Raw genomic sequence first — 24549 nt, 5'->3', positions numbered from 1 at the left:
ACTAAACGGGGTCGCCGTTCAGCCAGGTCTTGAGAATATTGGCGACCGCGACCGGGTTTTCCTTGGCCAGCGTGCGCGCGTCTTCCAGGCGCAGCTGCTCGGGGGTCGCTGGCAACACTTCGTCCTTGCGGACGGGTGCCGCCAATGCCGGACGCTCGGGGGTCTCTGCTTCCAGTGCATCCAGCTGACCGCCAGCCACCGACTTGGCGCCACCCGCCTTGACAGGCGCCGCGCCCTTGAGTGCGGGACGCACCAGCCCCATCAGCACCAGAGCGGCAAACAGAACCGCGCCGACCGGCCAGGCAAAGGTCTTGGCCAGGTCCACCACCTCAGGCTGCTTCCACAGCGGGGTATCGGTAGCGGGCACAGCAGTGACCTGGAACGGTGTGTTCATCAGGTTCACCGAGTCGCCACGTTCACGGTTGAAGCCAATGGTCTCGCGCACCAGCGCCGTCATCTGCTCGATCTGCTCGGGCGTGAGCGCCTTGGTCACGGTCTTGCCCTTGTCTTCAGCCGACTGGTAGTTGACCACCACCGCAGCGCTCAGCCGCTTGACGGCGCCCGTGCTTCCACGGACCACCTTCACCGTCTTGTCCACTTCGTAGTTGGTGGTGGACTCGCGCTTGTTGGACTGCTCTTCGGTGCCCTGCTGCCCGCCCGCATTGGGCGCGGGGTTGGCACCGTTGATGGGCGCTGCGGAGGGAGCAGGAGGCTGGTTGGCGACAGCGCCCGGCACACCCGTGGCGGTCTTGGTCGCACTGCCACGGCTTTCCAGCACTTGCTGACTGCGCACAGCACTGGAGTCCGGTGTCTGGTTGGGGCGGAATTGCTCGGAGGTGGACTCGGTCTGCGAGAAATCCACCTCAGCCGTGACCTGGGCCTTGACGTTGTCGCGGCCGACCACAGGCTCCAGGATGTCCATGATGCGGCGCGAATACTGTTGCTCCAGCTGCTGCACATACAAGAGCTGCTGGGCATTGATTTCAGCACCGGCCGTGCTGTCGGGCGACTGAGAGAGCAGCTTGCCCGTGTCGTCCAGCACGCTCACGGCCGACGGCGCCAGCTCAGGCACGCTGGAAGCCACCAGGTGCACGATGCCCGCGAGCTGGGCGCGGTCCAGAATGCGGCCGGGGTGCAGACTCACCAGCACCGAGGCCGAGGGCTTTTGCTGCTCACGGAAAAATCCATTCTGGTTGGGCAAGGCCAGATGCACACGGGCGCTTTGCACCGACGACAGGGCTTGGATGGAACGGGTGAGTTCACCCTCCAACCCGCGCTGGAAGTTCAGGCGCTCCTGGAACTGCGTCATCCCGAACTTGCTGGACTCCATCAGCTCGAAACCCGCTACGGAGCCCTTGGGCAAGCCCTGAGTGGCCAACCGGAGGCGCACATCGTGCACCCGCTCCGCAGGGATCAGGATGGCGCCGCCGCCCTCCGAATACTTGTAGGGCACATTCATCTGGGACAACTGGGCCACCACAGCCCCGCCATCCTTGTCACCCAGATTGGAAAACAGCACCCGGTAGTCAGGCTGGCGCCCCATCACGATGGCCGCAACGGCTGCAGCCACCAGCAGCGCCACGCCCGCACCCAGCCGCATGCGCTGCGCCCGGTCGAGGGCGGACAGCCGCTGTAGCCAATTGGGGCTGGCCGGCGTCGGGAGCGGATTGAGAGGGACTTCAGCAACAGCAGACATCTTGCTTTCCATTAAAGCAGGCCCTGCAACAGACCTAGCGTGGGGTCGATTATTCGGTCACGCCCCCAAAATGTTCGCTGGATAAGCCGTCCGTTTGTCCATCTATTCAGCGCGATGCATGTTGGGCCGGTAGCTAGGATACGCAGCATACCGCCATTCCCCTACGGATACCGCCATGGACCTTCGCATCTCCAGCTCAACCGCCCCACTGACGGGCGCTGGCGTCGCGCGCCGTGCCGCAGCGCCGCAAACCACGGGCAATGAAGTCGGTTTCTCCGGCGCACTCAAGGGCGCACTGCAATCTGTGAGCGCCGCACAGAACAAATCGTCCGACATGCAAAAGGAGGTGCAAATGGAAAACCCCTCCGTGAGCCTGGAGGAGACCATGGTGGCCATCCAGAAAGCGCAAATCGGCTTTCAGGCCACTCTGCATGTACGCAACCGCATGGTGCAGGCGTACACAGACATCATGAACATGCAGGTGTGACGATGAGCGGGGCAGTGAGCCCTCGCCTCTCAACCGGCAACTGTGTGGCATCACGCTGCGCCAACACAAGAAACTATATTTTTGATAGCAACAAAGGCATATCGCACTAGCGCTTGGTGCGAATTTGGCTCAAACCCCTGAGATTTGAGCGTTTGTAGACCGAAATTGCCCCCTGTGTTCAGCGCTGCGCGCCTTAAGAGCGTGCGGTTGGCACCGCCTGGCTACTAGGCCAGCACCCCACAAGCCACTCAACCCCTATAGACGCCCCCTTCGACGGTCAGGCCACTGCCTCGCAACAGCTTGTGCGTGCCGCGCAGCACGCACTCAATGCATCATCTGGGGCTGACCCTCGAACAAATGCTCAAACTGCGCGAGCCAAGGCTCGGCCAGGCAGCGGATCTGCGCATCGTTTCGCAATATGCGCTGCATGATGCGGGTCTTTTCACGGCGGTGCTCGGGCAGCAACTCGTGCTCTTGGGACTTGAAGCGCAACTGCTCGATCAACACGGCACAAGCGCCCTCGTAACGCACCACACCGTCCCAATCCTTGAGCTTGGCAGCCTCCAACATCTTGGCGCTGCTGTCTTCAATCGCCTTGTAATAGTCAATCAGCATGTGGGACATGGTCAGGCCTCCACCAGCACTGGCTGGCCCGAGACGGGTGCTTCGACAGCACCTGCACCCGACTTCTTGATTTCATTCCATCCCGTTGCCACGGGCTCGATCAGGCGCATGACTTCTTGCATCATGGCATCGTCGTTGCGGGCGTTGGCCAGGATCAGACGGTGGATGCAATAGTCGTAAAGAGCGCCAAGGTTTTGGGCTAGCTCACCACCATCCACCTTGTCGAGCGAGGTGCTCAGACCTTCTTCAAGGATCCGTATGGTCTTGGAAATGGCATTGACCTTGCCCGGCACATCACCACGCGCCATGGCGCCTCGGGCCGTGGCAATGGAGTTGAGAACACCTTCATACAGCAAGCTGACCAGCTGGTGCTGGTCGATCGTGTGCATGCTGGTCTCTACGTTGATGCGCTGGTAAGCGTTGGCTGCACGGGGGCTGTAGGCGCTGAACATGCTGGCAATCCTTGCAATGTGTTATTAAAGTTATCGGCCACTGCCAGAAAAACTAAAGCCATATCAGCCCGACGACTTGTTCCAGGCCGTCACTTGCTGCGAGATGTATGCGTTAAGCGCATTCAAACTCGACATCTTTGTATCGAGAGCGGTATAGCGCGCCGTCAGGCTCTTTTCCAAACGATCCGCACGATCATTGATCGTCTCTACATCCTTGGCGTTGAGTTTGAGAGATTGCTCGTAGATTTTTGCCTTGCTCGCAAAGAAGCCATCGGTCGCTAGCAGTTTGGTCGTCACGGACTTGAATTTCCCGGCAAAGCCGTCTTCTCCGTTTCCACCCTCGGTGCCGCGGAAGAACGCCTTGACTTCGTCAGGACTTTCCATGGCTTTGTTGAACTTGGTCGCATCAAGCGTCAGGTTGCCCGTGGGCGTTACGTTGCCGAGCCCGCCTTCCGAGACGACACCCACGGCAGACAGATTGCGAAACACGCCGCTGCTATTCACGGACTGGAGCGCCATGCGTAATGTATTTTGCAAGGTCACGGCAGCACTGTCCCCCTGCAGCAACCCCCCCGTTTTGGTGCCCTGGTCATACTTGGTGATGTCATTCAACGCCTGATTGATGGCGTTGTATGCGCTCACAAACGCGTTAATGTTCGTCTTGACGGCAGAGTTATCCTTGCTCACGGTCACAGCCACATCACCCGTGGTGACCTGCACAGCCGTGAAAGTCACGCCCGCAACGGTATTGGCAAAAGCGTTGCTTGCAGAAGTGACAGGCACGCCATTGACAGTTGCATTGGCGTTTGCTGCGTACTCCGTCGTGCCTCCTTGGACCAATCGCGACAAACCGGCCCCATCTGCCAAATTGCCGTCTGCATCCACTGCACTCATGCGGTATCCCGCATCCTCACCCGTGGTCTTGCTGCGCAACATCAGCCGTTCACCCGAAGCGTCGCTCAGAACGGTGGCCGTCACGCCCGCTTTTGATCCATTGATCTTGCTTGCGATGTCGGCCAACGTATCCGTGGCACTGACTTCGACATTGACCGCTCCCGCGCTCCCCATCGTAAAGACCTTGGGCTCGCCAGACCACTTACCTACCTCGAAGGACAGGGTCCCTGCGCCCACCGCTTGACTGACGGGCGACAGTGCCACAGAAATGGACGACTGGGCCTTTGCCAGATTTTGAACCTGCACATTGAATGACGTCGCCACAGCACCGCCGACGGCAGAGACCGTCACGGCTTCTGGCTTGGCCGAGGTAGCGCTCACGCCGTTCCAGCCGGTGACGCTACCTAACTTGCTGGCCGCATCGGCCAGCGTTGAAACCAGGGATTTGAATTGCCCGAAGGCGGACACCTTCGCATTGGTGATGGCCGCCTGCTGGCTCAAACCACCGGTCTTGGTGATAGGAGCCTTGACAGCATCCACCGACGCCTTGATCAAGCCATTGACATCAACGTTGCCGCCGAGGCCAATGCCTATGGATGAAAAGCTAGCCATATCTCACCTCCTGAATCCGTATCGGGCTGAATCGCCAGAAATTATCCGAGCCTTTGGCCCATTGCATCCCGCCGATAAGCCCCCAAGAAACGCATCAATCTACCGCGTTGCCGCGCGATTGGCAAAAAGCGGAAAGCGGAGGCGACCAAATCGCCTCCGCTTTGAGAGAGAAAGGGCTTGTTCAAAGAACCTACCCCATCTGGTTAGCCTGCGGCCGAAGATCGATCAGCGCAGCAGGGCCAGCACGCCTTGCGGCAACTGGTTGGCCTGGGCCACCATCGCCGTGCCAGCCTGCTGCAGGATCTGCGAGCGCGACAGGTTGGCGGTTTCTGCTGCAAAGTCGGCATCCTGAATGCGACCGCGCGAAGCAGACATGTTCTCCGACGTGCTTTGCAGATTGTTCACGGTAGTCTCGAAGCGCGATTGCAGAGCACCGAAGCTCGCGCGCTGGCCATTGACGGCGGAGAGAGCGGAATCAATGATCTTCAGGGCCTTGGTCGATCCGTCGACCGTGGACACGTCGATGGTGTTGACAGATTTCAGGGTCGAGGCGCCAGCCGCCACGTAAGCAGATGTTCCGCCCAGAGAAAAACCCTTGTCGGAGCTGAACTCCACCGTGCCGCGCGAATTGGCCGTGCCACCAGCAACTGCCATCGACTGTGCAGCAGAGAAGGTCAGGGTCGCGGCCGTCGCGTCTTGCGATGCCAGGGTTGTCACGGCCACCGTCGAATTGTTGACGATATTGATGTCCGAGCCTGCGTCGTTGGTCAGCAAAATGCCATCGCCAGCGCTATTGAGCTTGGCAGTGATGCCCGTCTGCGATGCCACATCGTTGAATGCCTTGACGGCTTCGCCCAGATCGGTCGCCGTGGTGGCACTGAAGGTGATGTTGGCGGCGGTCGTGGTGTTGTCGCCCTTGATGGCCAGCGACACGGCACCTGCGGTGGTGATCTTGAACTCGGACAGGTTGCGCGCCGAAGCCGTCACGCCGGTAGTTTCGGCTGCGGCGTTGACCGACGCGGCGATCTTGGCGGCAGTGTCAGCCGCATCAACGTTCACCGTCTTGCTCTGCAAACCATTCACGATAACGGTCGCGGCGGCCGCAGCGGGTGCTGCAGCTGCTGCTGGGACGCTGGCGGAGGCCTTCAGCTGAGCGCCGTAGGTCGTGGTGCGGAAATTGCCTGTGGTGGCCGTGATGGTCTGGTTGGCATTGGCACCCACCTGGAAAGTGGCGGAGCCGAACGAACCGTCGAGCAGCTTCTGGCCGTTGAACTCCGTCGTGGTGGAAATACGATCCAGTTCGGAGAGCAGTTGACCCACTTCAGCCTGGATCGCCTTGCGGTCACCAGCGGAGTTGGTAGCGTTGGCGGACTGAACCGACAGTTCGCGCACACGCTGCAGGATATCGCCAGAAGCCTTGAGCGCTCCTTCAGCTGTTTGCGCCAAAGAGATGCCGTCATTGGCATTGCGCACAGCCTGGTTGAGGCCGCGAATCTGAGAGGTGAAACGCTCGGAAATGGCCAAGCCTGCAGCGTCATCTTTCGCGCTGTTGATGCGCAGGCCCGACGACAGGCGCTGGATGGACGTGTTCAGCGATGCCTGGCTCATGCCCAGATTACGCTGGGCGGTCAAAGAGGCGACGTTGGTGTTGATGGTAGCTGCCATTTGCAAATCTCCTGAAAAGAACTGACTGAATATGGCGTTGCCGCCAACCTGGTGCCAGGCAAGGCACCCGGCCATACGGTTCACAGCGCCGACATGGCCTTCTGATGAACGGCGGGCATTTACGTCCCGTTGCAAATGTTTTCGGACGCAGCGGCGAAAACTTTAGGGCGAAACGCACAAGTTGCAGGGTTTTTGTGCGCTTTATCGCGCCACTGCGCCGGGCGCCGCACTTTCACAATTCAGCCATCGTTCCCGTCTTGTCTGCCGGACGGTGGGGCTTCTACCGGCGCAGATTTGGTTTTTCAAGCCTTCAAGGAGCATATCCATGGCAGCCACTATCAACACCAACGTCAGTTCCCTGACCGCCCAGCGCAATCTGGGCATGAGCCAGTCATCGCTCAGCACGTCCATCCAGCGCCTGTCGTCGGGCCTGCGCATCAACAGCGCGAAAGATGACGCTGCCGGCTTGGCCATTTCGGAGCGCTTTACCACCCAGATTCGCGGCCTGAACCAAGCCGTGCGCAATGCCAACGACGGCATTTCCCTGGCCCAGGTCGCGGAAGGCGCGTTGGCGGGAGCCAGCAACATTTTGCAGCGTGTGCGCGAATTGTCCGTACAGTCCGCCAATGCATCCAATTCCGCCGGCGACCGCAAGGCGATCCAGGCCGAGGTGGGCCAGTTGCTGTCAGAGCTGGACCGCATCTCTGTGACCACGGAGTTCAACGGCCAGAAGCTGCTCGATGGCTCGTTCGGTTCCGCCACCTTCCAGGTGGGAGCCAATGCCAACCAGACCATCACGGCCACCACAGGCAATTTCCGCACCACGACGTATGGCGCACAGCTCAAGCAATCGGCACCCGTCGTTGTCACGGCGGCAGCGGCACCAACCGCCCTGACAGGCACCTTTGACGTCGCCGGGCTGCAAACGAAAACAGTGACTCTCACAGCCGCTGACACGATGGCTACTGCTGCGGCCAAGATCAATGCTTTGTCTGAGTCCACCGGCGTCTCCGCATCGGCACGCAACCAGGTCAACCTGACAACCTTCGTAGCAGGTGGCTCTTACTCGCTGGCAGTCAAGGGAGATAACACGACAGCCGCTAACGTGACATTCAGCGTCTCAGCTGCCGGCGCCACCGCAGGCGGGCTTGCAGAGGCCATCAAGGGATTCAACGACGTATCGTCACAAACCGGCATCACGGCGAAACTCAACGACGCAGGCGATGGTGTTGTGCTCATCAATGAGTCGGGTGCAAATATCCAGATTCAAAACAACTCATTGGCGGGCAACACTATTGCAGTGGGAGCCTATGACGCAGCAACCTCGGCGTCTACAGGCACTCCCACGTTTGTTGCGGGTGTTGCCGCCGCACCCGCAGGCGGCTTTGCAACAGCCACCGGCTATCTGGAGATGAGTTCCGACAAGGGGTTTGCCATCACCAACCTGACTGGCACCCCCCCGGTGACGGCAACTGCATCCACGCTCAATGCAGTGAACGTAATCGACGTTTCAACGGTCGACGGTTCGACCAAGGCACTGAAGATCATCGATTCGGCTCTGGCGGCGGTAAACGGTCAGCGAGCGAGTTTTGGCGCCTTGCAAGCCAGATTCGAGACCACCATCTCAAACCTGCAACTGTCCTCCGAAAACATGTCCGCCTCGCGCAGCCGCATTCAGGATGCCGACTTTGCCGCTGAAACTGCCAACCTGTCGCGTGCCCAGATCCTGCAGCAGGCCGGTACCGCGATGGTGGCCCAGGCCAATCAGATTCCCCAGGGCGTATTGGCACTTTTGAAGGGTTAAGCGCCAAGTGGACAAGCCGGCGCCTCAAACAAATGAGCAGCCATAGCCCACCCACAGAGCATAAGAGGCCAATTTGGCCTCTTTTTTTTGAACCACCTGCCCGTGCCATGCGCTAGCATGAGTGAACTGTCGAGCCCCTACAGTCATTCGGTCCTTGGCCCCGGCTACTGCAATCCGATACATTTAAGAACAATGCGCTCGCGCCCTGATGTTCCTTCTGCAGGCGCACTGTCGGCAGCGCCTCTCCATTAGCCGTATCTCATACCGCACACAGCATGTTCGTCATCATCGGTTACGTCGTCTGCCTCGGCTGCATCTTCGGTGTTTACATCATGCACGGGGGCAATATCAGCGTGATTCTCAAGGCACTGCCCTTTGAGATCGTCACCATCCTGGGTGGCGCCCTGGGTGCGTTTGTGGTGAACAACCAGCCCAAGGTGATCAAGGCCACCCTGGCGGCCCTTCCGATGGCGCTCAAGGGCTCCAAGTACACCAAGGAGCGCTATATGGAGCTGATGGCCATGCTCTATGACATCCTGCAGAAAGCCCGCAAGGAGGGGCTGATGGCGATTGAAAAGGATGTCGAAGCGCCCCACGAATCCGAGATATTCAAGAAATACCCCACGGTGGGTAGCGACCACCATGTGATCGAGTTCACCACCGACTACCTGCGCATGATGGTGTCGGGCAACCTCAACTCCCACGAGATCGAGGCGCTGATGGACAGCGAGATCGACACCCACCACCAGGAGGCCCATGCCCCCGTCGCGGCCCTCGCGCGCCTGGCGGGCGCCCTGCCCGCCTTCGGTATCGTGGCCGCCGTGCTGGGGGTGGTGAACACCATGGGCTCGGTGGGCCAGCCGCCTTCGGTGCTGGGGGGCATGATCGGTTCGGCGCTGGTGGGCACGTTCCTGGGCATTTTGCTGGCCTACGGTGTGGTGGAACCCCTGGGCGGTCTGGTCGAGCAAAAGACCGAGGACGCCGCCAAGGAGCTGCAATGCATCAAGTCCACCCTGCTGGCCAGCATGCAGGGGTACAACCCCGCCACGGCCATTGAGTTTGGCCGCAAGGTGCTCTTCTCCAACGTTCGCCCCAGCTTCACGGAACTGGAAGGGCATGTAAAGGGCAAAAAGTAAGCCTTCGCAGCCAGCACACCGGCCTCGCCACGCCCCAGCACCATGGCAGAAAAGAAACTCCAGCCCATCATCATCAAGCGCATCAAGAAAGGCGGCCATGCGGTGCATGGCGGTGCCTGGAAGATCGCGTACGCCGACTTCGTGACGGCCATGATGGCGTTTTTCCTGCTGATGTGGCTGCTGGGGTCCACGGCCAAGGGCGAGCTGCAGGGCATTGCCGCCTATTTTTCGTCACCGCTCAAGGTGGCGATGACGGGCGGGGATGGTGCTGGCAACAGCTCCAGCGTGATTCCGGGTGGTGGCAACGATCTGGCCAAGGTGCATGGTCAGGTGCGCCGCTCCGACGTGGAAGAGGCCAAGCAGCGCCGCATGAGCATCGATGCAGCGCGGGCAGAACGCGCCAAGCAGGACCAGGAACGCATCAAGGCCCTGGAGGCCAAGATTGATGCACTGATCACCGAAAACCCGCGCCTGAACGAGTACAAATCGCAGATCCGCATCGACATCACGCCCGACGGCCTGCAGATCCAGATCATCGACGACCAGAACCGCCCCATGTTCGACAGCGGCAGTGCGTTGGTAAAACCCTACATGCGGGACATCCTGCGCGAAATCGGCGCCGCCCTGGGAGGCGTCGAAAACCGCATCAGCCTCGCGGGCCACACCGACGCCGTGCCCTATGGCAACAGCGAAAAGGGGTACAGCAACTGGGAGCTGTCGGCAGACCGCGCCAACGCCTCGCGGCGGGAGCTGGTGTCTGCCGGCATGCCAGACGCTAAACTGGGCCGCGTGGTGGGCTTGGCTGCCAGCGACCTGCTGGATCCCAAGAACCCACGCTCTCCCTCCAACCGGCGCATCACCATCACGGTGTTGACCCGCGAGGCCGAAGAACGGCTCATGGGCAAAGGGATCCCCGAAATCACATCCACAGAACTGTTGACGGAAAAGCGGGAAAATCCCCCCCCAAGCAGGTAACGGTTACGACTTGTCACCAAACCTGCCGCCCATGACAATGCTTACAGTAAATCTCGACTGAAAGGGTCCCAAGTGACCACAGCCCTTCGTTTTTTGATCGTTGACGACTTCTCCACCATGCGACGCATCGTTCGCAATCTGCTCAAAGAGAGCGGGTTTGCTGACGCCGATGAAGCCGAGGACGGCGTCGCTGCACTCAACAAGCTGCGCAACAGCAAGTTTGACTTTGTGGTAACCGACATCAACATGCCCAACATGAACGGCTTCCAGCTGCTGGCCGAGATCAAGAAGGACGACAAGCTCAAGCACCTGCCCGTCCTGATGGTGACTGCCGAAGCCCGCAAGGAAGATATCGTTGCCGCCGCGCAGGGCGGCGCAGCGGGTTACATCGTCAAACCCTTCACCAAGGCGACTCTGGAAGAGAAGGTGACCTTGATTCTGAAGAAGATGGGGCTATGACACCATGGACGACACACCGGACAACAGCCAGCCTGCCGATGTTCACCACAAGATCGGCCTGCTGACGCGCCAGCTTCACGATTCCCTCAACGAACTGGGTTATGCCGACAAGCTGCGCGGCTCGATGGGCGAGTTGCCGGACGCCCAGAGCCGACTGTCCTACATCGCGCGCTTGACCGGGGAAGCCGCCGAAAAGGTGCTCAACCGCGTCGAACAGGCCAAGGCCCAGCACGACTACATCGCGACGGAAACGCGGCGGGTTGTCACCTCGCTGGTGGCCGACCCGGTGGCTGCCGTGGCCAAGGGCGAGATCTTCAACTTCCTGACCGACGTGGAGCGCGTGACCAAAGAGGCAGACACGCACCTCACGGAAATCATGATGGCGCAGGATTTTCACGACCTCACCGGCCAGGTGATTGCGCGCGTGGTGAATCTGGCGGCCACCATCGAAGAGCAGCTGGTGCAACTGCTCATCCAGACGGCCCCTCCCAACGCTCAGGTCACCACCGAACCCGCTCGCGCTGCGCATCTGCAAGGTCCCGTCGTGGACCCGGAGAACACCCCCGACGTGGTCACCGACCAGTCACAGGTGGACGATTTGCTGGCCAGCTTGGGCTTCTGACCCTGAAATTTCAGCATTTTTGGCTTCAAGTGCTAATGCAGCATGCGCGGAGCGCTATCATTTTTGAAGTACCAGGGTGAGGGTATAAGGTGCAGCCCAGGTGAAGCCCCTCCACTGAAAGCACCCCGGGCACTACCGAAAAGAGGGGGCTGCAGCCCCCTTATCAGCCTTTAGATTTCCAGGTCGCTCACGACAATGGCATGACACCAGCCGTCATGCCACCATGGAATCCAGCCAAGAAAAAAGCCTCCCCGCGTCAGAGCGCAAGCTGCAAAAAGCGCGCGAAGACGGCCAGGGGGCGCGCTCGCGCGATCTGTCGCACCTGGCCATTCTGGGCGCGGGCGCTGCATGCATGCTGTTGCTGGCCCCGCAGCTGATGGACCGCATGCAGTGGGCCATGAGCCAGCAGCTGGCGTTCAATGCGGCCACGGTGATGGCGCCGGGCACCATGCTGTCGCGGCTGCAGGACATGGTCATCGTGGGCGTGATCGCCAGCACGGTGTTCGCCACGCTGACCAGCGCGGCGGCCCTGATCAGCGCCATCGGAGCGGGCGGCTGGATCCTCAGCGCCAAGCCCATCACCCCCCAGTTCAGCCGCCTCAACCCGATCTCGGGGCTGGCCAACTTGTTTTCCAAGCAGCAGATGGCCAACGTGGCCAAGATGGTGCTGATGACGGCCATCCTGACCTATGTGGCCTGGAAGTTCCTGGGCAACAGCATCGAAACCGTCGCCATGCTGGTGCTGCAGCCCTCACCCATGGCCATTCGCCAGATTGCCGACTGGCTGACCTCGGGCATGAGCCTGTTGCTGCTGGTCGTGTTCCTGGCGGCGCTGGTGGACGTGCCCTTGCAGGCGTACTTCTTCAAGGAGCGACTGAAGATGTCGCACGAGGAAGTCAAGCAGGAGCACAAGGAATCGGACGGCAACCCCCACACCAAGGGCCGCATCCGCCAGAAGCAGCGCGAGATCGCCGATCGCGCCAGCGTGGGCGCCGTGCCCAAGGCCGATTTTGTGGTGATGAACCCCACCCACTATGCGGTGGCCCTCAAATACGACGAGAAGACCATGAGCGCGCCCCAGGTCATCTCGCGCGGCACCGACCTCATCGCCATGAAGATCCGCGACGTGGCCAAGGAGCACAACGTGCCCGTGCTGCAGTCGCCCATGCTGGCCCGCGCACTGTATGCCCATGCCGAGCTGGACCAGGCCATCCCCGCCACGCTCTACACCGCCGTGGCCCAGGTGCTCGCCTATGTGTACCGCCTGAAGGCCGCGCTGCGTGGCGAAGGCCGCATGCCCGACAGCCTGGTAGAGCCTTTCGTGCCGCCTGAACTCGATCCGCTGAACCGCACCACGGTGCAAGGTGCTGCCGTATGAACACCTCCGTAAAGTCATTGCAGCAATGGGCGGGCACCAATGCCAGCGCCCTGCAGGGCCTGTCGGCACCGCTGCTGGTGGTGGCGATTCTGGCGCTGATGGTGCTGCCAATTCCGCCCTGGCTGCTGGATGCATTTTTCACGCTCAACATCGCCGTCGCGCTGATGGTGATGATGGTGGCGGCGTACATGCTGCGTCCGCTGGACTTCGCGGCCTTCCCTTCGGTGCTGCTGCTGACCACGCTGATGCGCCTGTCGCTGAACGTGGCCTCTACGCGTGTGGTGCTGCTCGAAGGCCACCAGGGCCCGGGTGCAGCGGGTGCAGTGATCGAGGCTTTCGGCCACTTCCTGATCGGCGGCAACTTCGCCGTTGGTCTGATCGTGTTTGCGATCCTCGTGGTGATCAACTTCGTGGTGATCACCAAGGGCGCGGAGCGCATTGCCGAAGTGTCGGCCCGCTTCACCCTGGACGCCATGCCCGGCAAGCAGATGGCGGTGGACGCCGACCTTAACGCCGGCCTGATCGACGAAAAAGAAGCCAAGCGTCGTCGCGCAGAAGTGGCAGAAGAAGCCAACTTCTTCGGCTCCATGGACGGCGCCTCCAAGTTCGTGCGCGGCGACGCCGTCGCGGGCATCCTGATCCTGCTCATCAACATCATTGGCGGCTTTGCCATTGGTGTGTTGCAGCACGACCTGTCGGCCAAGCAAGCCGCAGACAGCTACATCCTGCTGGCCATTGGCGATGCGCTGGTGGCGCAGATTCCGGGCCTGCTGATCTCGGTGGCGGCTGCCATGGTGATCTCGCGCGTGGGCAAGGACCATGACATGGGCCGCCAGATCGTGCAGCAGCTGTTCATGTCGCCCCGCGTGCTGGGTGTCACGGCCGGTATCCTGATCCTGCTGGGCCTGATCCCCGGCATGCCGCATGTCGTGTTCCTGACCATGGGCAGCCTGCTGGGCTACGGCGCCTGGGTGCTGTACGAACGGCAGAAGGTGCCACCCGTGGTCGAAGCTCCACCCCCACCCGTCACCGATGGCGAGGCCACGTGGGACGACCTGCAGCCCGTGGACCTGCTGGGCCTGGAGCTGGGCTACCGCCTCATCAGCCTGGTGGACAAGAGCCGCCAGGGCGATCTGCTCACCCGCATCAAGGGCGTGCGCCGTAAGTTTGCGCAGGAAGTGGGTTTCCTTCCCCCTGCCGTGCACGTGCGCGACAACCTCGAACTCAAGCCCAGCGGTTACCGCATCACGCTGCGTGGCGTGGTGGTGGGCGAAGGCGAGGCCTTCCCCGGCATGTTCCTGGCCATCAACCCCGGCGGCATCACCACACCACTGATCGGCACGGCCACCACCGACCCCGCCTTTGGTCTGCCAGCACACTGGATCGACGACCGGCAAAAGGAAGCCGCACAAATGGCGGGTTTTACCGTCGTTGATTCCGAAACCGTGATGGCCACCCATTTGTCACACTTGATGCAAGTGCAAGCCGCCAAGCTCCTCAGCCGCACCGAAACGCAGCAGCTGGTGGAACACGTGGCCAAGCTGGCCCCCAAGCTCATCGAAGAAGTGGTTCCGAAAATGGTCTCCATCGCAACGTTCCAGAAAGTCCTCCAGCTGCTGCTGGAAGAGTCTGTGCACATCCGCGATATCCGCACCATCATCGAAACGCTGGCCGAGCATGCCGGTGGTGTCTCGGACCCCGTCGAGCTGGCCCGCCGCGTGCGGATCGCGCTCTCGCCCGCCATCGTGCAACAGATCTACGGCCCCACCCGCGAGCTCAACGTCATTGCCATCGAGCCCGGCCTGGAGCGCCTGCTGGTGCAAGCCCTGGGCAACACCGCCGGGCCCGCGCTGGACCCGGGCGTGGCCGACATCCTCACACAGAAGGCCGCCGAAGTGGCCCTCAAGCAGGAAGAGATGGGCCTGCCCGCCTGCCTGCTGGTTCCCGACCAGATCCGCAATGCCATCTCCCGCCTGGTGCGCCGCGTAGCGCCCCGCCTGCAGGTGCTGGCACACAGTGAAATTCCAGAGACCCACACCATCCGTATTGGGCCGATCCTTAAAGGTGCATCAGCATGAACATCAAACGCTTTACCGCCCCCACCTCCCGGGAGGCTCTGGCCAAGGCGCGCATGGCCTTTGGCGACGGCACGCTGATCCTGTCCAACCGCCCCACGGCCAACGGCGTCGAAGTGGTGGCCACGGCCGAGGACACACTGTCAGCCCTGGACGGTGGTGCGCCCATGGCCTCTTCCAACGCGCCCCTGCTGGCGCCCAGCACCGCGCGCAGCGCCCTACAACGCGCCAGCCAGCCGGCAGCGGCGTCGGGCCTGGGCCGCAACCCGGTCGAGGAAGACACCGAGCAGCTGGCCATGAGCACCCTGTCGTTCCAGGACTATGTGCGCGAACGCATGCTGCGCCGCCGCCACGAGGCACTGAACGGCCCGTCGGAGCCCCAGACACTGTCTGAACGCAGCCGCGACCAGGAGCCCGAACGCGAGCGCATGCCCGCGCCTTCCGTGGCACGCCACAACCCGCTGCGCACCATCCCGATGGACATCCCGCCCGAGCCACCGCGCCGTCGGCAAGAGGCCCCCAGCGCCCACCTGATCCAGTCGAACAATCAGCAGAGCGTGATGAACGAACTGCACGCGATGAAGGAACTGATCGAAGACCGCTTCAACACGCTGGCCTGGCTGGGTCAAGCGCGCCAGAACCCGATCCAGTCCAACCTGATGCTCAAGATGATCCGTGCCGGGTACTCCCCGTCGCTGGCCCGTGCTGTGCTCGAACGCATGCCGGAAGACTTGTCGGCCGGCGAATCGGTGCGCTGGCTGATGGAGGTGCTGGAGCGCAACCTCAAGACCGACCAGACCGATCCACCCCTCTACGAACAGGGCGGCATCTTCGCCATGGTCGGCTCCACCGGTGTGGGCAAGACCACCACCACCGCCAAGCTGGCAGCGATGTGCGCACGCATCCACGGCCCTGGCAGCGTGGGCCTGATCACACTCGACACCTACCGCGTGGGCGCCCACGACCAGTTGCGCACCTATGGCCGCATGCTGGGCATCGTGGCCCACCTGGCGCACGACCGCGCTGCCCTGCAAGACCTACTGGGCCTGCTCAGCGGCAAGAAGATGGTACTGATCGACACCACCGGTGTGGCACCCCGCGACCCGCGCAAGCGCGACATGCTGGACGTGCTGGACCTGCCCAACGTGAACCGTCTGCTGGTGCTCAATGCGGGCTGCCACGGCGACACGCTGGACGACGTGCTGACCGCCTTCAAAACCGACGGATCGCAGCAAGCCATCCTGTCCAAGGTGGACGAAGCCGTGAAGCTGGGCCCCGCCATCGATGCACTGATCCGCCACCAGATGGTGCTGCGCGGCGTGACCAACGGCCAGCGCGTACCCGAGGACTGGGAACGTGCCAACGCGCACCAGCTCATCAGCGCGTCCATGCGTGCGCCGGCCAAGTCGGCGTTCGATCCCAAGGCCACGGACCTGAACTTCTTTTTCTCGCACTCTCCCGACACGGTGACGGAGGGGGGGCTGGTCGATGCTTGATCTGGGTTTTCACCAAGCCGCGAGTCTGCACAGCCTCACTCCGCAGGCGGAGCTGCGGTTGCTGGCGGTCGCCAGCCAGGGCAACACGGCGAACGGACTGGAAACGCTGTGGCAGATCTGTGCGAGCCTGCAGCGGCTGGGCTATCCGGTGGTGGTGCTTGACGGAACGGCGCAGGAATCCGACGACAGCCCCGGGCTGCTGCACCTGCTGCAACATGCCACATGGAACGACGGTGCCAGCCTCAACCTGGGCGCCACGGCCTCTTCGCTCGCCGTGATTCCGGCGGCCAAGGGGCTGCAGCACCTGAGCCGCAAGGCAAGCGGCGACACACGCTCGCCCATGGAGAGCCTGCTGCCCTACTTCAGAACCTACGGCCTGATGGTGATTCACGCCCCCGCCTCCACCCTGGGGCCCCTCCTTACCCACACGGCCACGGTGCCACTGGTGGTCATGGGCAGCGGCGCAGCGGGCGTGATGACCAGCTACAAGAGCCTCAAGCAGATTGCACTGCACACCGGGTTGCCGTGCATGGTGGCGGCTTTGCTGCACAACAACACGGCCGCTGAACGCCGCAAGGCCCAGTCCCAGTTGATGACGCTGCAGGCCTGTGCCGAGCGCCATCTGGGCGGCCCCATACGGACCACCACCATTGCCACGCAGAGCCCCCAGGAGCTACAGCGCCTGGCCTTGCAACTGCTGGAAAATGCGGGCACTATGAACGGAGCGCTGGCTGCGCTGCCCACCAGCAACCTGGCAGGCATGCCTGCGCATTTTGTGCGGAGCCATTGAACAGCGCCTGTGATGCATCTCTACGTACCCACGTTGACCCGAAGCACTCCGATGGCCCCTCCTGCGGCTTGAGAACAAGATTGCCTACTCGCCCTACCAGTGCATAACACTCTCTCTATGTACACCGCCAAAGGCCAGCTTGATCGCGATGCCATGATCCGCCAGCATGTACCGCTGGTGCGGAGGATTGCGCACCACATGATCGCCAAGCTGCCTCCCAACGTCGAGCTGGACGACTTGATCCAGGTCGGCATGATGGGCCTGGCCGAAGCACTGTCCCGCTACGAAGTCGCCCAGGGCGTGCAGTTTGAAACCTTTGCCACCCAACGCATCCGGGGCGCCATGCTCGACGAGCTGCGCGAGGGTGACTGGATGAGCCGCAGCTCGCGCAAGAGCCAGAAAGACATTGAACATGCCGTGCACCGGCTGGAGCAAAAGCTGGGCCGCAGCCCGCTGGAGTCAGAGATAGCGGGCGAAATGGGCATGGGCCTGGCGGACTACCAGAATCTGCTGGGCAAGGTGCGGGGTACCCAGCTGGTGTACCTGGAAGACATGACGCATGGCAACGACGACGAGGATGGTTTTCTGGACCGCCACGTTGCCGACAGCGCAGCCGACCCGGTGGAGTTGCTGCGCGATCAGCGGCTCAAGACATCGCTGGTGAACGCCATCAAAACCTTGCCAGAGCGCGAGCAGCACATCATGGGCATGTACTACGAACATGACATGAACCTCAAGGAGATCGCCGCCGTGCTCGGCGTCACCGAGTCGCGCGTGTGCCAGCTACACAGCCAGTCCATCGCCCGGCTGCGGGCCAAGATGCGCGCGCACTGAGCGCGTACGCCAACCACGCCGGGCGCCGCGAGGGCCGTGGCGTGTGCCAACTAGGCTCCTAGGGTGTCGCATGTGGCCCCCGGCCACAAAACCCCTTTTGAGAAATGAGGCGCGCTCAGCCCGCTGAGCGGTAGATGCGCGCGACGCCCGGCGCAGCACCACGCGTGCCCAGGCCATCACCGTAGGTAGACGCCGCATTGGACGGAGGCAGCAGGCCGGCGGCCTGGCGGTCAGTGCTGGCGGCAAGCCGGGCCAGGCTTTCACGATGCAGGGCCAGCATGGTGCGGATAGCATCCGCGCGCTTTTGCAGCGACGCCGGCAGGGGCATGCCACGCGCGGCCGCTTGCTCCAGAGCGCGCGAAAAATCGGCCGCTGCATCACGCAAGGCCGTACTGTGTTTTTCCAGGGAGGTAGGGTCTGCCGCCAGGAGTGCGGTCGAGACTTGTTCGATCAGCTGCTCAACAGCAGAGAGGGATTCTTCCAGAGACATGGCGCATTGTGCGATGGATTGCGCCGGGGAGCAAAACGCCGATCAGCCCCGCGAGCGGGACAGGATCTCCTGGGCGTTGGACAACAGCTTGTCGGCGATGGCTTCGGCATCCACCGAAAATTCGCCCTTTTCGATGGCAGCGCGCACGGCCTTGACCTTGCCCGCATCAAAATCAGCCGTGCTGCGGGTGGAAGGGCTGAGCGCCCGGGCAGCGGTAGAAACAGTGACAGGCACACCGGCGGATGACGCAACGAGCGCGTCTTTGGCGGCGCCTTCAGCAGCGCTTGCTGGGGCCTTGGCTTGCTTGGCAAGCCCCGTCGGCGGCAACCCGCCCGGCAGTTCCGGTGTTTGACCTATCTTCATCGCTCTCTCCACCACCCCGTTGGATGTGGGGCATCAGTAGCAATGTTTTCGACCCATTTGGCCCGGACTTTAGCCATTTATTGCCAGGGCGTCATCACAGAGTGACGTCCACTGTCCCAGAATCATTCACAGTTCCACTTACTATGCGTCCATTCTCCATGCGAACGCGTACAGTCTGCCCGGAAGAGCCTGCGGTCAGTGCCTGACCCGCTGAACTGACCGCATAACCCGGCCCCTGGGCCACCACCTTCACCTGTGCGCCGGCCTTGAACAGCAGAGGGGCTCGCACCATGGCCTGGCGCACCGCCTGCCCTGCCACCAGCTGGCGGGCAGCGGTCTGGCCCACCCACAGGTCGGGATTGGCCATGACAGGAGAGGCATCGGCCGCCCAGTCTACCTCGGCCTCGGTGGCGTCATTGGCCGTCAGCACGGCGCCCGGTGCCACATTGTTGGTCAGTACCCAGGCCGGGCCAAACGCCTTGATGGTCACTGGCAAAAACACATTCCATGCGGTGGCGCCCTCCACGCAGCGCAGCCCCAGGCGTGTGCGACCCCACAGGCGGGCCCCCACGGGGAGATAAGGTTCAACGCGCGCGCAGGGCGCCAGCCGCAGGCGCGAATCCAGTGAGCCAACACTTACTTCCATACGCAGAGGCAGTGCAGAGGACGGGTTGCGGGACATCGCATCGTCCAGCCAGCGCTGGGTGAGTGGGCCCAGATCTGCCGCGGGGTCTGCCGCCGACTGGGCGTGTACAGCACCACCCGCGCCCAGCGCGGCCCCAGCCACGGCGCCCACCAGGCACAACCGACGCAACACGGCGGCGCGGGTACGCGCAGCCAGCAACGACCGGGTGGTGCTGCGCAGCGCGGCGCCATGGTTGGCAGGAGAGAAAAAGGAACGGATGGTCATGGGAGCCTCCTGGGCATCGGCTGGCCAGGCTGCCCGCGCACGGTGCGCTACGGAAGGCAGGGGCCATTTCACCCCTGGAACTATAGGCAGATGGCCCATGCGCAAAACCCGGAACTGCGCATCCATTTGCCAGTTCTTCGCGCTTTAGAAAAAGGGCGCGGTTTCCATAATCGAGCAACGCCAAAAAGCCCCCCGGGGCTGGCGACTTTGCAACCGACGGTGTGAGGCACACATGCTTGACAAGATGACCAACCAGCTGAATTTTCACGGCAACGCCCTGGTGTTGCGCGGGGAACGCCAGCGCGCCATCGCCAGCAACATTGCCAATGCCGACACGCCCGGCTACGTGGCCCGCGACTTCAAGTTTGGCGACGCGCTGCGCGAGGCCACGGGCATGACCTCTTCCGCCACGGGCACCGCTGGAGCAGCGGTCACGCGGCTGGCCACCGGCGGCTCGTACGGAACCGCAGGCACCACCGATCCGCACCATATCCCGCTGCCCACCGTGAATTCCAGCACCAGCATCGACCGGCAGGGCGCACTGGGCTATGCCGTGCAAACGCAACCCAGCCTGGACAACAACTCGGTGGACCTGGACCGCGAGCGCGCCAACTTCGTGGACAACGCTGTGCGCTACGAAGCCACGCTGCGGTTCATCAACGGCAACGCCAAAACCATGCTCAGCGCCATCCAGGGCCAGTAAGCAGCCAGACCTGCAGCGCAGAAAGCGAGCCACCCCATGTCCATGTTTTCGATCTTCAACGTGTCGGGCAGCGCCATCAGTGCGCAGTCGCAGCGGCTCAACGTGGTGGCCAGCAACCTGGCCAACGTGGATGCCGTGGCTGGCCCCGACGGACAGGCCTACAAGGCACGCCAGGTGGTTTTCCAGACGGCACCCATGGGGGCCGACAGCTCTGCGGGCGTCAAGGTCAGCGGCGTCAGCGAAAGCAATGTGCCCGGCCGCCGCGTGCACGACCCCAGCCACCCGTCGGCAGACGCCGAGGGCTACGTGACCCACTCCAACGTCAATGCGGTGGAGGAGATGGTCAACATGATCTCCGCCTCGCGCTCGTACCAGAACAACGTCGAGGTCATGAACACGGCCAAGTCGCTGCTCCTCAAGACCCTGCAGATGGGCCAGTAATTCCCGGGAGACCCCACCATGATTCTCAGTGCCACCAACGCCGTTACCACCACCACGGATGCGTCCACCAAAGCCAATGCCGCAAGCGACCCCTCGGCGGCCCAGGACCGCTTCTTGAAACTGCTGGTGGCGCAGCTGAACAACCAGGACCCGATGAACCCCCTGGACAACGCCCAGATGACCTCGCAGATCGCGCAGATCAACACGGTGACCGGCATCCAGCAGCTGAACCAGACCATGCAGAGCATGGCCGCGCAGTTCAACTCGCTGCAGGTCATGCAGGGCACCGCGCTGGTCGGCCGCAACGTGCTGACCGAGGGCTCCAACCTGGCGGTGGCGGACAAGGCGGGCAAGGGCGGCTTCGAGCTGGGCTCGGCTGCCACCAACGTGAAGATCGAGGTCACGACCGCAGGCGGGCAGGTGGTGGACACCATCGACCTGGGCGCCAAGGCAGCAGGCCGCCACACCTTCGACTGGGACGCCAGCAAGTACACCGGCGCCACCGATGCACTGCAGTTCCGCGTGACCGCCGTCAATGGCTCCACCAAGCTGGATTCCACCGCTCTGAGCCTGGCCAAGGTCACGGCCGCAGGCGCCGAGGACGGACAGCTGGTGCTGAGCCTGTCCAACGGAAAAACCATCAACTACAGCCAGATCAAGGCCTTGGTGTAACACCAGCCCGCTTCGTATCGCGTCAACAGGAGAACACCATGAGTTTTCAGCAAGGCCTGTCCGGCTTGAACGCCGCCAGCAAGAACCTCGATGTCATCGGGCACAACATTGCCAACTCCAACACCGTCGGGTTCAAGGCCTCGCGGGCCGAGTTTGCCGAGATGGTGGCCTCGGCCATCGGCTCTGCCGGTGGCTCCAACGCGGGCATCGGGGTGGAAGTCGCTGCCGTGGCGCAGCAGTTCACCCAGGGCAACCTGACCATCACCGGCAACAGCCTGGATGTGGCCATCAACGGCAACGGGTTCTTCAGCCTGACCCTGCCCGATGGCACCGCCGCCTACACCCGCTCCGGCAACTTCAAGCTGGACAAGGAGGGCAACATGATCACCAACGACAACGCCAAGGTGATGGGCTTCCCGGTGGACCCGGTCACCGGCCTGCGCTCCGGCACCGACCCCATCCCCATGGTGTTCCCGACCTCCGAGCCGATCCCTGCCAAGCAGACCACCAAGATCACGGCAGCCTTCAACCTGGACGCCCGCGCCACCGACGCCGCGGGCGACCCTGCGGCCACGCCCCCCATCCCGGCCACGCCACGCGCCACCTATGGCACGTCGATCAACGTGTTCGACAGCCAGGGGGTTGCCAAGCCGGTGAGCCTGTACTTCCAGAAAACCGCCACCGACAACACCTGGGACGTGTACGACGCCCTGGACGACCCCACGGCCGTGCCGCCTGTGGTGGCCACGCCCATCGGCCAGATCACGTTCGACAACAACGGCGCCATCACCGGCCCGGTGGCCACGCCACCCGCCACCGGCTTCTCGCTGCCGCTCACCGTCAACCCCACGCCGCCCAACCCCAACAACCTGCCCACCTACACGGTGGACGTGAGCCTGGACAAGGTGACCCAGTTCGGCACCAAGTTCGCGGTGTCCAACCTGAGCCAGGACGGCTACACCTCGGGCGAGCTGACCGGCATCAACATCGAGAACAACGGGATGATCATGACCCGTTACTCCAACGGTGTGACGCGTGCCGAGGGCCAGCTCGCGCTGTCCAGCTTCCGCAACACGCAGGGCCTGGCCTCGGTGGGCAGCAACAACTGGGTGGCCACGTTCGAGTCGGGCCAGCCAGTCGTCGGCACCGCCACGGATGGCAGCTTTGGTTCGCTGCGCTCGGGCGCCCTCGAAGACTCCAACGTGGACCTCACGGCCGAGCTGGTGAACATGATGACCGCCCAGCGCGCCTACCAGGCCAACGCACAGACCATCAAGACGCAAGACCAGGTGATGTCCACCCTGGTCAACCTGCGCTGACCGGCTGAGCCCCTACTGAACCCGTACAGGACACCGGAGAGCCCCCATGGACCGCATCATCTACACCTCGATGACAGGCGCCAACGCCGCCGCCCACCGGCAGGCGGTGCTGTCCAACAACCTCGCCAACGTGTCCACCGGCGGGTTCCGCGCCGAGATGTCCACCTTCCGCTCGGTGCCCCTGCAGGGCGACGGCGCCAAGACGCGCGTGTTTGCGCTGGAGGCCACTTCGGGCTACGTCAACACCCCTGGCCCCGTGCAGCGCACCGGCCGCAACCTCGACGCGATGGCCGCGGGCAACGCCTGGTTTGCCGTGCAGGGGCTGGATGGCACCGAGGCCTACACCCGCGCCGGCAGCTTTGAAGTGTCGGCCACGGGCCAGCTGCTCACCCCCACCGGACTGCCCGTGCTGTCGGACGGCGGCGCGCCCATCGACGTGCCACCCGGGGCCGATGTATCGCTCGGGTCGGACGGCACCGTGACCTCCAAGATTCCGGGCCAACCCGCCCAGGCCATCGGCCGCCTCAAGCTGGCCACGCCCGCGCCCGAAGATCCGCTCAAGCGCGGCGACGACGGGCTGTTTCGCACCACCTCGGGCGACCCCATGCCCAATGACGCCAACGCGCGCATGCTGTCAGGGGCGCTGGAGGGCTCGAACGTGAACCCGGTCGAATGCATGGTCGGGATGATCGCTGCATCGCGCCAGTTCGAGCAGCAGATGAAGCTGCTGCAGACCGCCGAAACCAACGACAAGACCGCCAGCCAGTTGCTGAGCATGAACGGCTGATGCCGCTGCCACCCCACGCACGCACCCGCCATAAGGAAGCACCATGATCAACTCCCTCTGGATCGCCAAGACCGGCATGTCTGCCCAACAGACCCAGCTCGACGTCATCTCGCACAACCTGGCCAACGTCTCCACCACCGGCTACAAGCGCAACAACGCGGTGTTCGAAGACCTGATCTACCAGAACCTGCGCCAGGTGGGCGCCAACACCACCGAGCAGAACCAGCTGCCCACCGGCCTGCACCTGGGCCTGGGCGTGCGCACCGTGGCGACCAGCCGCAACTTCATGCAGGGCAGCCTGCAGGAGTCCAAGAACAACCTGGATGTCGCCATCAACGGCAACGGCTTCTTTGAAGTGACCATGCCCGACGGCACCGTGGGCTACACCCGCGACGGCTCCTTCCAGGTCGATGCGCAGGGCCGCATGGTCACATCCAGCGGGCTGCCCGTGGTCAACGGCATCACCATTCCGGCCAACGCCACCAGCGTCAGCATCAGCGCCGAAGGCGCCGTGGCTGTTACCGTCCCGGGCAATACGCAACCGCAGACCGTGGGTAACCTGGCCATGGCCAGCTTCATCAACCCGGCCGGCCTGGAGCCTATCGGGCAGAACCTGTTCAAGGAATCCGCCGCGTCCGGCCAGCCCCAGCAAGGCACCCCTGGCACGAACGGCCTGGGCATCATCAAGCAAGGCTTTCTGGAAGCCTCCAACGTGAACGTGGTGGAAGAGCTGGTCACCATGATCCAGACCCAGCGCGCCTACGAGATGAATTCCAAGGCCATTCAGACCTCGGACCAGATGCTGGCCAAGCTGGCCCAGCTGTGACCCCCCTTGTGACCTCCCTTTCGCCCGCGCTTTCGCCCA

The 24549-nt window shown here is 62.8% G+C and carries 25 protein-coding genes; 17 read left to right on the top strand and 8 right to left on the bottom strand.

Annotated elements, in window-relative coordinates; translation table 11 throughout:
* Window position 1: 1 nt before the first annotated feature.
* Complete coding sequence (fliF, locus tag ASD94_RS22820) at window positions 2–1696, bottom strand: flagellar basal-body MS-ring/collar protein FliF (protein ID WP_056648401.1); 1695 nt, start codon at window positions 1694–1696, stop codon at window positions 2–4.
* A 175-nt stretch (window positions 1697–1871) separates the two neighbouring features.
* Here fliF and fliE point away from each other — a divergent pair, with 175 nt between their 5' ends.
* Window positions 1872–2183, top strand: a complete 312-nt coding sequence (gene fliE / locus ASD94_RS22815) for a flagellar hook-basal body complex protein FliE (RefSeq protein WP_056648275.1) — start codon at window positions 1872–1874, stop codon at window positions 2181–2183.
* A gap of 324 nt (window positions 2184–2507) precedes the next feature.
* Here fliE and ASD94_RS22810 read toward each other — a convergent pair whose 3' ends face one another.
* The 4 genes from ASD94_RS22810 to ASD94_RS22795 form a co-directional block, all read right to left on the bottom strand.
* Window positions 2508–2807, bottom strand: coding sequence for a flagellar protein FliT (locus ASD94_RS22810; RefSeq protein ID WP_007860919.1), 300 nt, complete (start codon window positions 2805–2807; stop codon window positions 2508–2510).
* Between the two features lie 2 nt (window positions 2808–2809).
* A complete protein-coding gene (gene fliS / locus ASD94_RS22805) occupies window positions 2810–3259 on the bottom strand; it encodes a flagellar export chaperone FliS (protein ID WP_056648272.1) in 450 nt (149 codons plus the stop codon).
* A 63-nt stretch (window positions 3260–3322) separates the two neighbouring features.
* Complete coding sequence (gene fliD / locus ASD94_RS22800; protein WP_056648267.1) at window positions 3323–4765, bottom strand: flagellar filament capping protein FliD; 1443 nt, start codon at window positions 4763–4765, stop codon at window positions 3323–3325.
* Between the two features lie 225 nt (window positions 4766–4990).
* Window positions 4991–6430 (bottom strand): flagellin, encoded by a 1440-nt coding sequence (locus ASD94_RS22795; RefSeq protein WP_056648260.1) that lies wholly within the window; start codon window positions 6428–6430, stop codon window positions 4991–4993.
* Between the two features lie 325 nt (window positions 6431–6755).
* Between ASD94_RS22795 and ASD94_RS22790 the strand changes: the two genes are divergently transcribed.
* The 10 genes from ASD94_RS22790 to ASD94_RS22745 all read left to right on the top strand — a co-directional run bounded on the left by ASD94_RS22790 (window position 6756) and on the right by ASD94_RS22745 (window position 17999).
* A complete protein-coding gene (locus tag ASD94_RS22790; protein ID WP_056648257.1) occupies window positions 6756–8234 on the top strand; it encodes a flagellin in 1479 nt (492 codons plus the stop codon).
* A gap of 275 nt (window positions 8235–8509) precedes the next feature.
* Complete coding sequence (motA, locus tag ASD94_RS22785) at window positions 8510–9370, top strand: flagellar motor stator protein MotA (protein WP_056648254.1); 861 nt, start codon at window positions 8510–8512, stop codon at window positions 9368–9370.
* Between the two features lie 42 nt (window positions 9371–9412).
* Complete coding sequence (gene motB / locus ASD94_RS22780) at window positions 9413–10345, top strand: flagellar motor protein MotB (RefSeq protein ID WP_056648251.1); 933 nt, start codon at window positions 9413–9415, stop codon at window positions 10343–10345.
* Between the two features lie 72 nt (window positions 10346–10417).
* On the top strand, window positions 10418–10804 hold the full coding sequence (gene cheY / locus ASD94_RS22775) for a chemotaxis response regulator CheY (RefSeq protein ID WP_010466076.1): 387 nt from the start codon (window positions 10418–10420) through the stop codon (window positions 10802–10804).
* Window positions 10805–10808: 4 nt separating this feature from the next.
* Window positions 10809–11426, top strand: a complete 618-nt coding sequence (locus ASD94_RS22770; protein WP_056648248.1) for a protein phosphatase CheZ — start codon at window positions 10809–10811, stop codon at window positions 11424–11426.
* Window positions 11427–11649: 223 nt separating this feature from the next.
* Complete coding sequence (locus ASD94_RS22765; protein ID WP_056648246.1) at window positions 11650–12804, top strand: flagellar biosynthesis protein FlhB; 1155 nt, start codon at window positions 11650–11652, stop codon at window positions 12802–12804.
* The gene (gene flhA, locus ASD94_RS22760) at window positions 12801–14882 is read left to right on the top strand and encodes a flagellar biosynthesis protein FlhA (RefSeq protein ID WP_056648243.1); all 2082 of its coding nucleotides are present in this window, start codon (window positions 12801–12803) and stop codon (window positions 14880–14882) included. The genes ASD94_RS22765 and flhA overlap by 4 nt, the downstream gene beginning before the upstream one ends.
* Entirely contained in the window at window positions 14879–16375 is a 1497-nt protein-coding gene (gene flhF / locus ASD94_RS22755) for a flagellar biosynthesis protein FlhF (RefSeq protein ID WP_056648240.1), read from the top strand. Before flhA ends, flhF begins: the two co-directional genes overlap by 4 nt.
* Complete coding sequence (locus tag ASD94_RS22750; protein ID WP_056648237.1) at window positions 16368–17165, top strand: hypothetical protein; 798 nt, start codon at window positions 16368–16370, stop codon at window positions 17163–17165. The genes flhF and ASD94_RS22750 overlap by 8 nt, the downstream gene beginning before the upstream one ends.
* Window positions 17166–17282: 117 nt before the next feature.
* Window positions 17283–17999 carry an RNA polymerase sigma factor FliA gene (locus tag ASD94_RS22745; protein ID WP_056648234.1) on the top strand — a complete coding sequence of 239 codons (717 nt, stop codon included), beginning with the start codon at window positions 17283–17285 and terminating at the stop codon, window positions 17997–17999.
* 115 nt (window positions 18000–18114) lie between these two features.
* Here the strand turns inward: ASD94_RS22745 and ASD94_RS22740 are convergent, their stop codons facing one another.
* From ASD94_RS22740 to flgA, 3 genes are all read right to left on the bottom strand, one after another.
* Window positions 18115–18489, bottom strand: coding sequence for a hypothetical protein (locus ASD94_RS22740; protein WP_056648231.1), 375 nt, complete (start codon window positions 18487–18489; stop codon window positions 18115–18117).
* Window positions 18490–18531: 42 nt separating this feature from the next.
* On the bottom strand, window positions 18532–18852 hold the full coding sequence (gene flgM, locus ASD94_RS22735; RefSeq protein ID WP_056648228.1) for a flagellar biosynthesis anti-sigma factor FlgM: 321 nt from the start codon (window positions 18850–18852) through the stop codon (window positions 18532–18534).
* A gap of 94 nt (window positions 18853–18946) precedes the next feature.
* On the bottom strand, window positions 18947–19762 hold the full coding sequence (gene flgA / locus ASD94_RS22730; RefSeq protein WP_082576978.1) for a flagellar basal body P-ring formation chaperone FlgA: 816 nt from the start codon (window positions 19760–19762) through the stop codon (window positions 18947–18949).
* 232 nt (window positions 19763–19994) lie between these two features.
* Between flgA and ASD94_RS22725 the strand changes: the two genes are divergently transcribed.
* The 6 genes from ASD94_RS22725 to flgG are packed head-to-tail and all read left to right on the top strand — an operon-like array spanning window position 19995 to window position 24510.
* Entirely contained in the window at window positions 19995–20465 is a 471-nt protein-coding gene (locus ASD94_RS22725) for a flagellar basal body protein (protein ID WP_056065666.1), read from the top strand.
* 36 nt (window positions 20466–20501) lie between these two features.
* Window positions 20502–20906 carry a flagellar basal body rod protein FlgC gene (flgC, locus tag ASD94_RS22720; RefSeq protein ID WP_056648222.1) on the top strand — a complete coding sequence of 135 codons (405 nt, stop codon included), beginning with the start codon at window positions 20502–20504 and terminating at the stop codon, window positions 20904–20906.
* 18 nt (window positions 20907–20924) lie between these two features.
* Complete coding sequence (locus tag ASD94_RS22715; protein ID WP_056648219.1) at window positions 20925–21578, top strand: flagellar hook assembly protein FlgD; 654 nt, start codon at window positions 20925–20927, stop codon at window positions 21576–21578.
* A gap of 38 nt (window positions 21579–21616) precedes the next feature.
* Window positions 21617–22897, top strand: coding sequence for a flagellar hook protein FlgE (gene flgE / locus ASD94_RS22710; RefSeq protein WP_056648217.1), 1281 nt, complete (start codon window positions 21617–21619; stop codon window positions 22895–22897).
* Window positions 22898–22943: 46 nt separating this feature from the next.
* Entirely contained in the window at window positions 22944–23684 is a 741-nt protein-coding gene (flgF, locus tag ASD94_RS22705) for a flagellar basal-body rod protein FlgF (RefSeq protein ID WP_056648214.1), read from the top strand.
* A gap of 43 nt (window positions 23685–23727) precedes the next feature.
* Window positions 23728–24510, top strand: a complete 783-nt coding sequence (gene flgG / locus ASD94_RS22700; protein ID WP_056648212.1) for a flagellar basal-body rod protein FlgG — start codon at window positions 23728–23730, stop codon at window positions 24508–24510.
* Window positions 24511–24549: the final 39 nt, after the last annotated feature.

The organism is Acidovorax sp. Root70, assembly GCF_001428225.1.
Lineage (GTDB): Bacteria > Pseudomonadota > Gammaproteobacteria > Burkholderiales > Burkholderiaceae_C > Acidovorax.
Note: the sequence above shows the minus strand (reverse complement) of the source record. Positions and strands in the feature narration are given on the sequence as shown.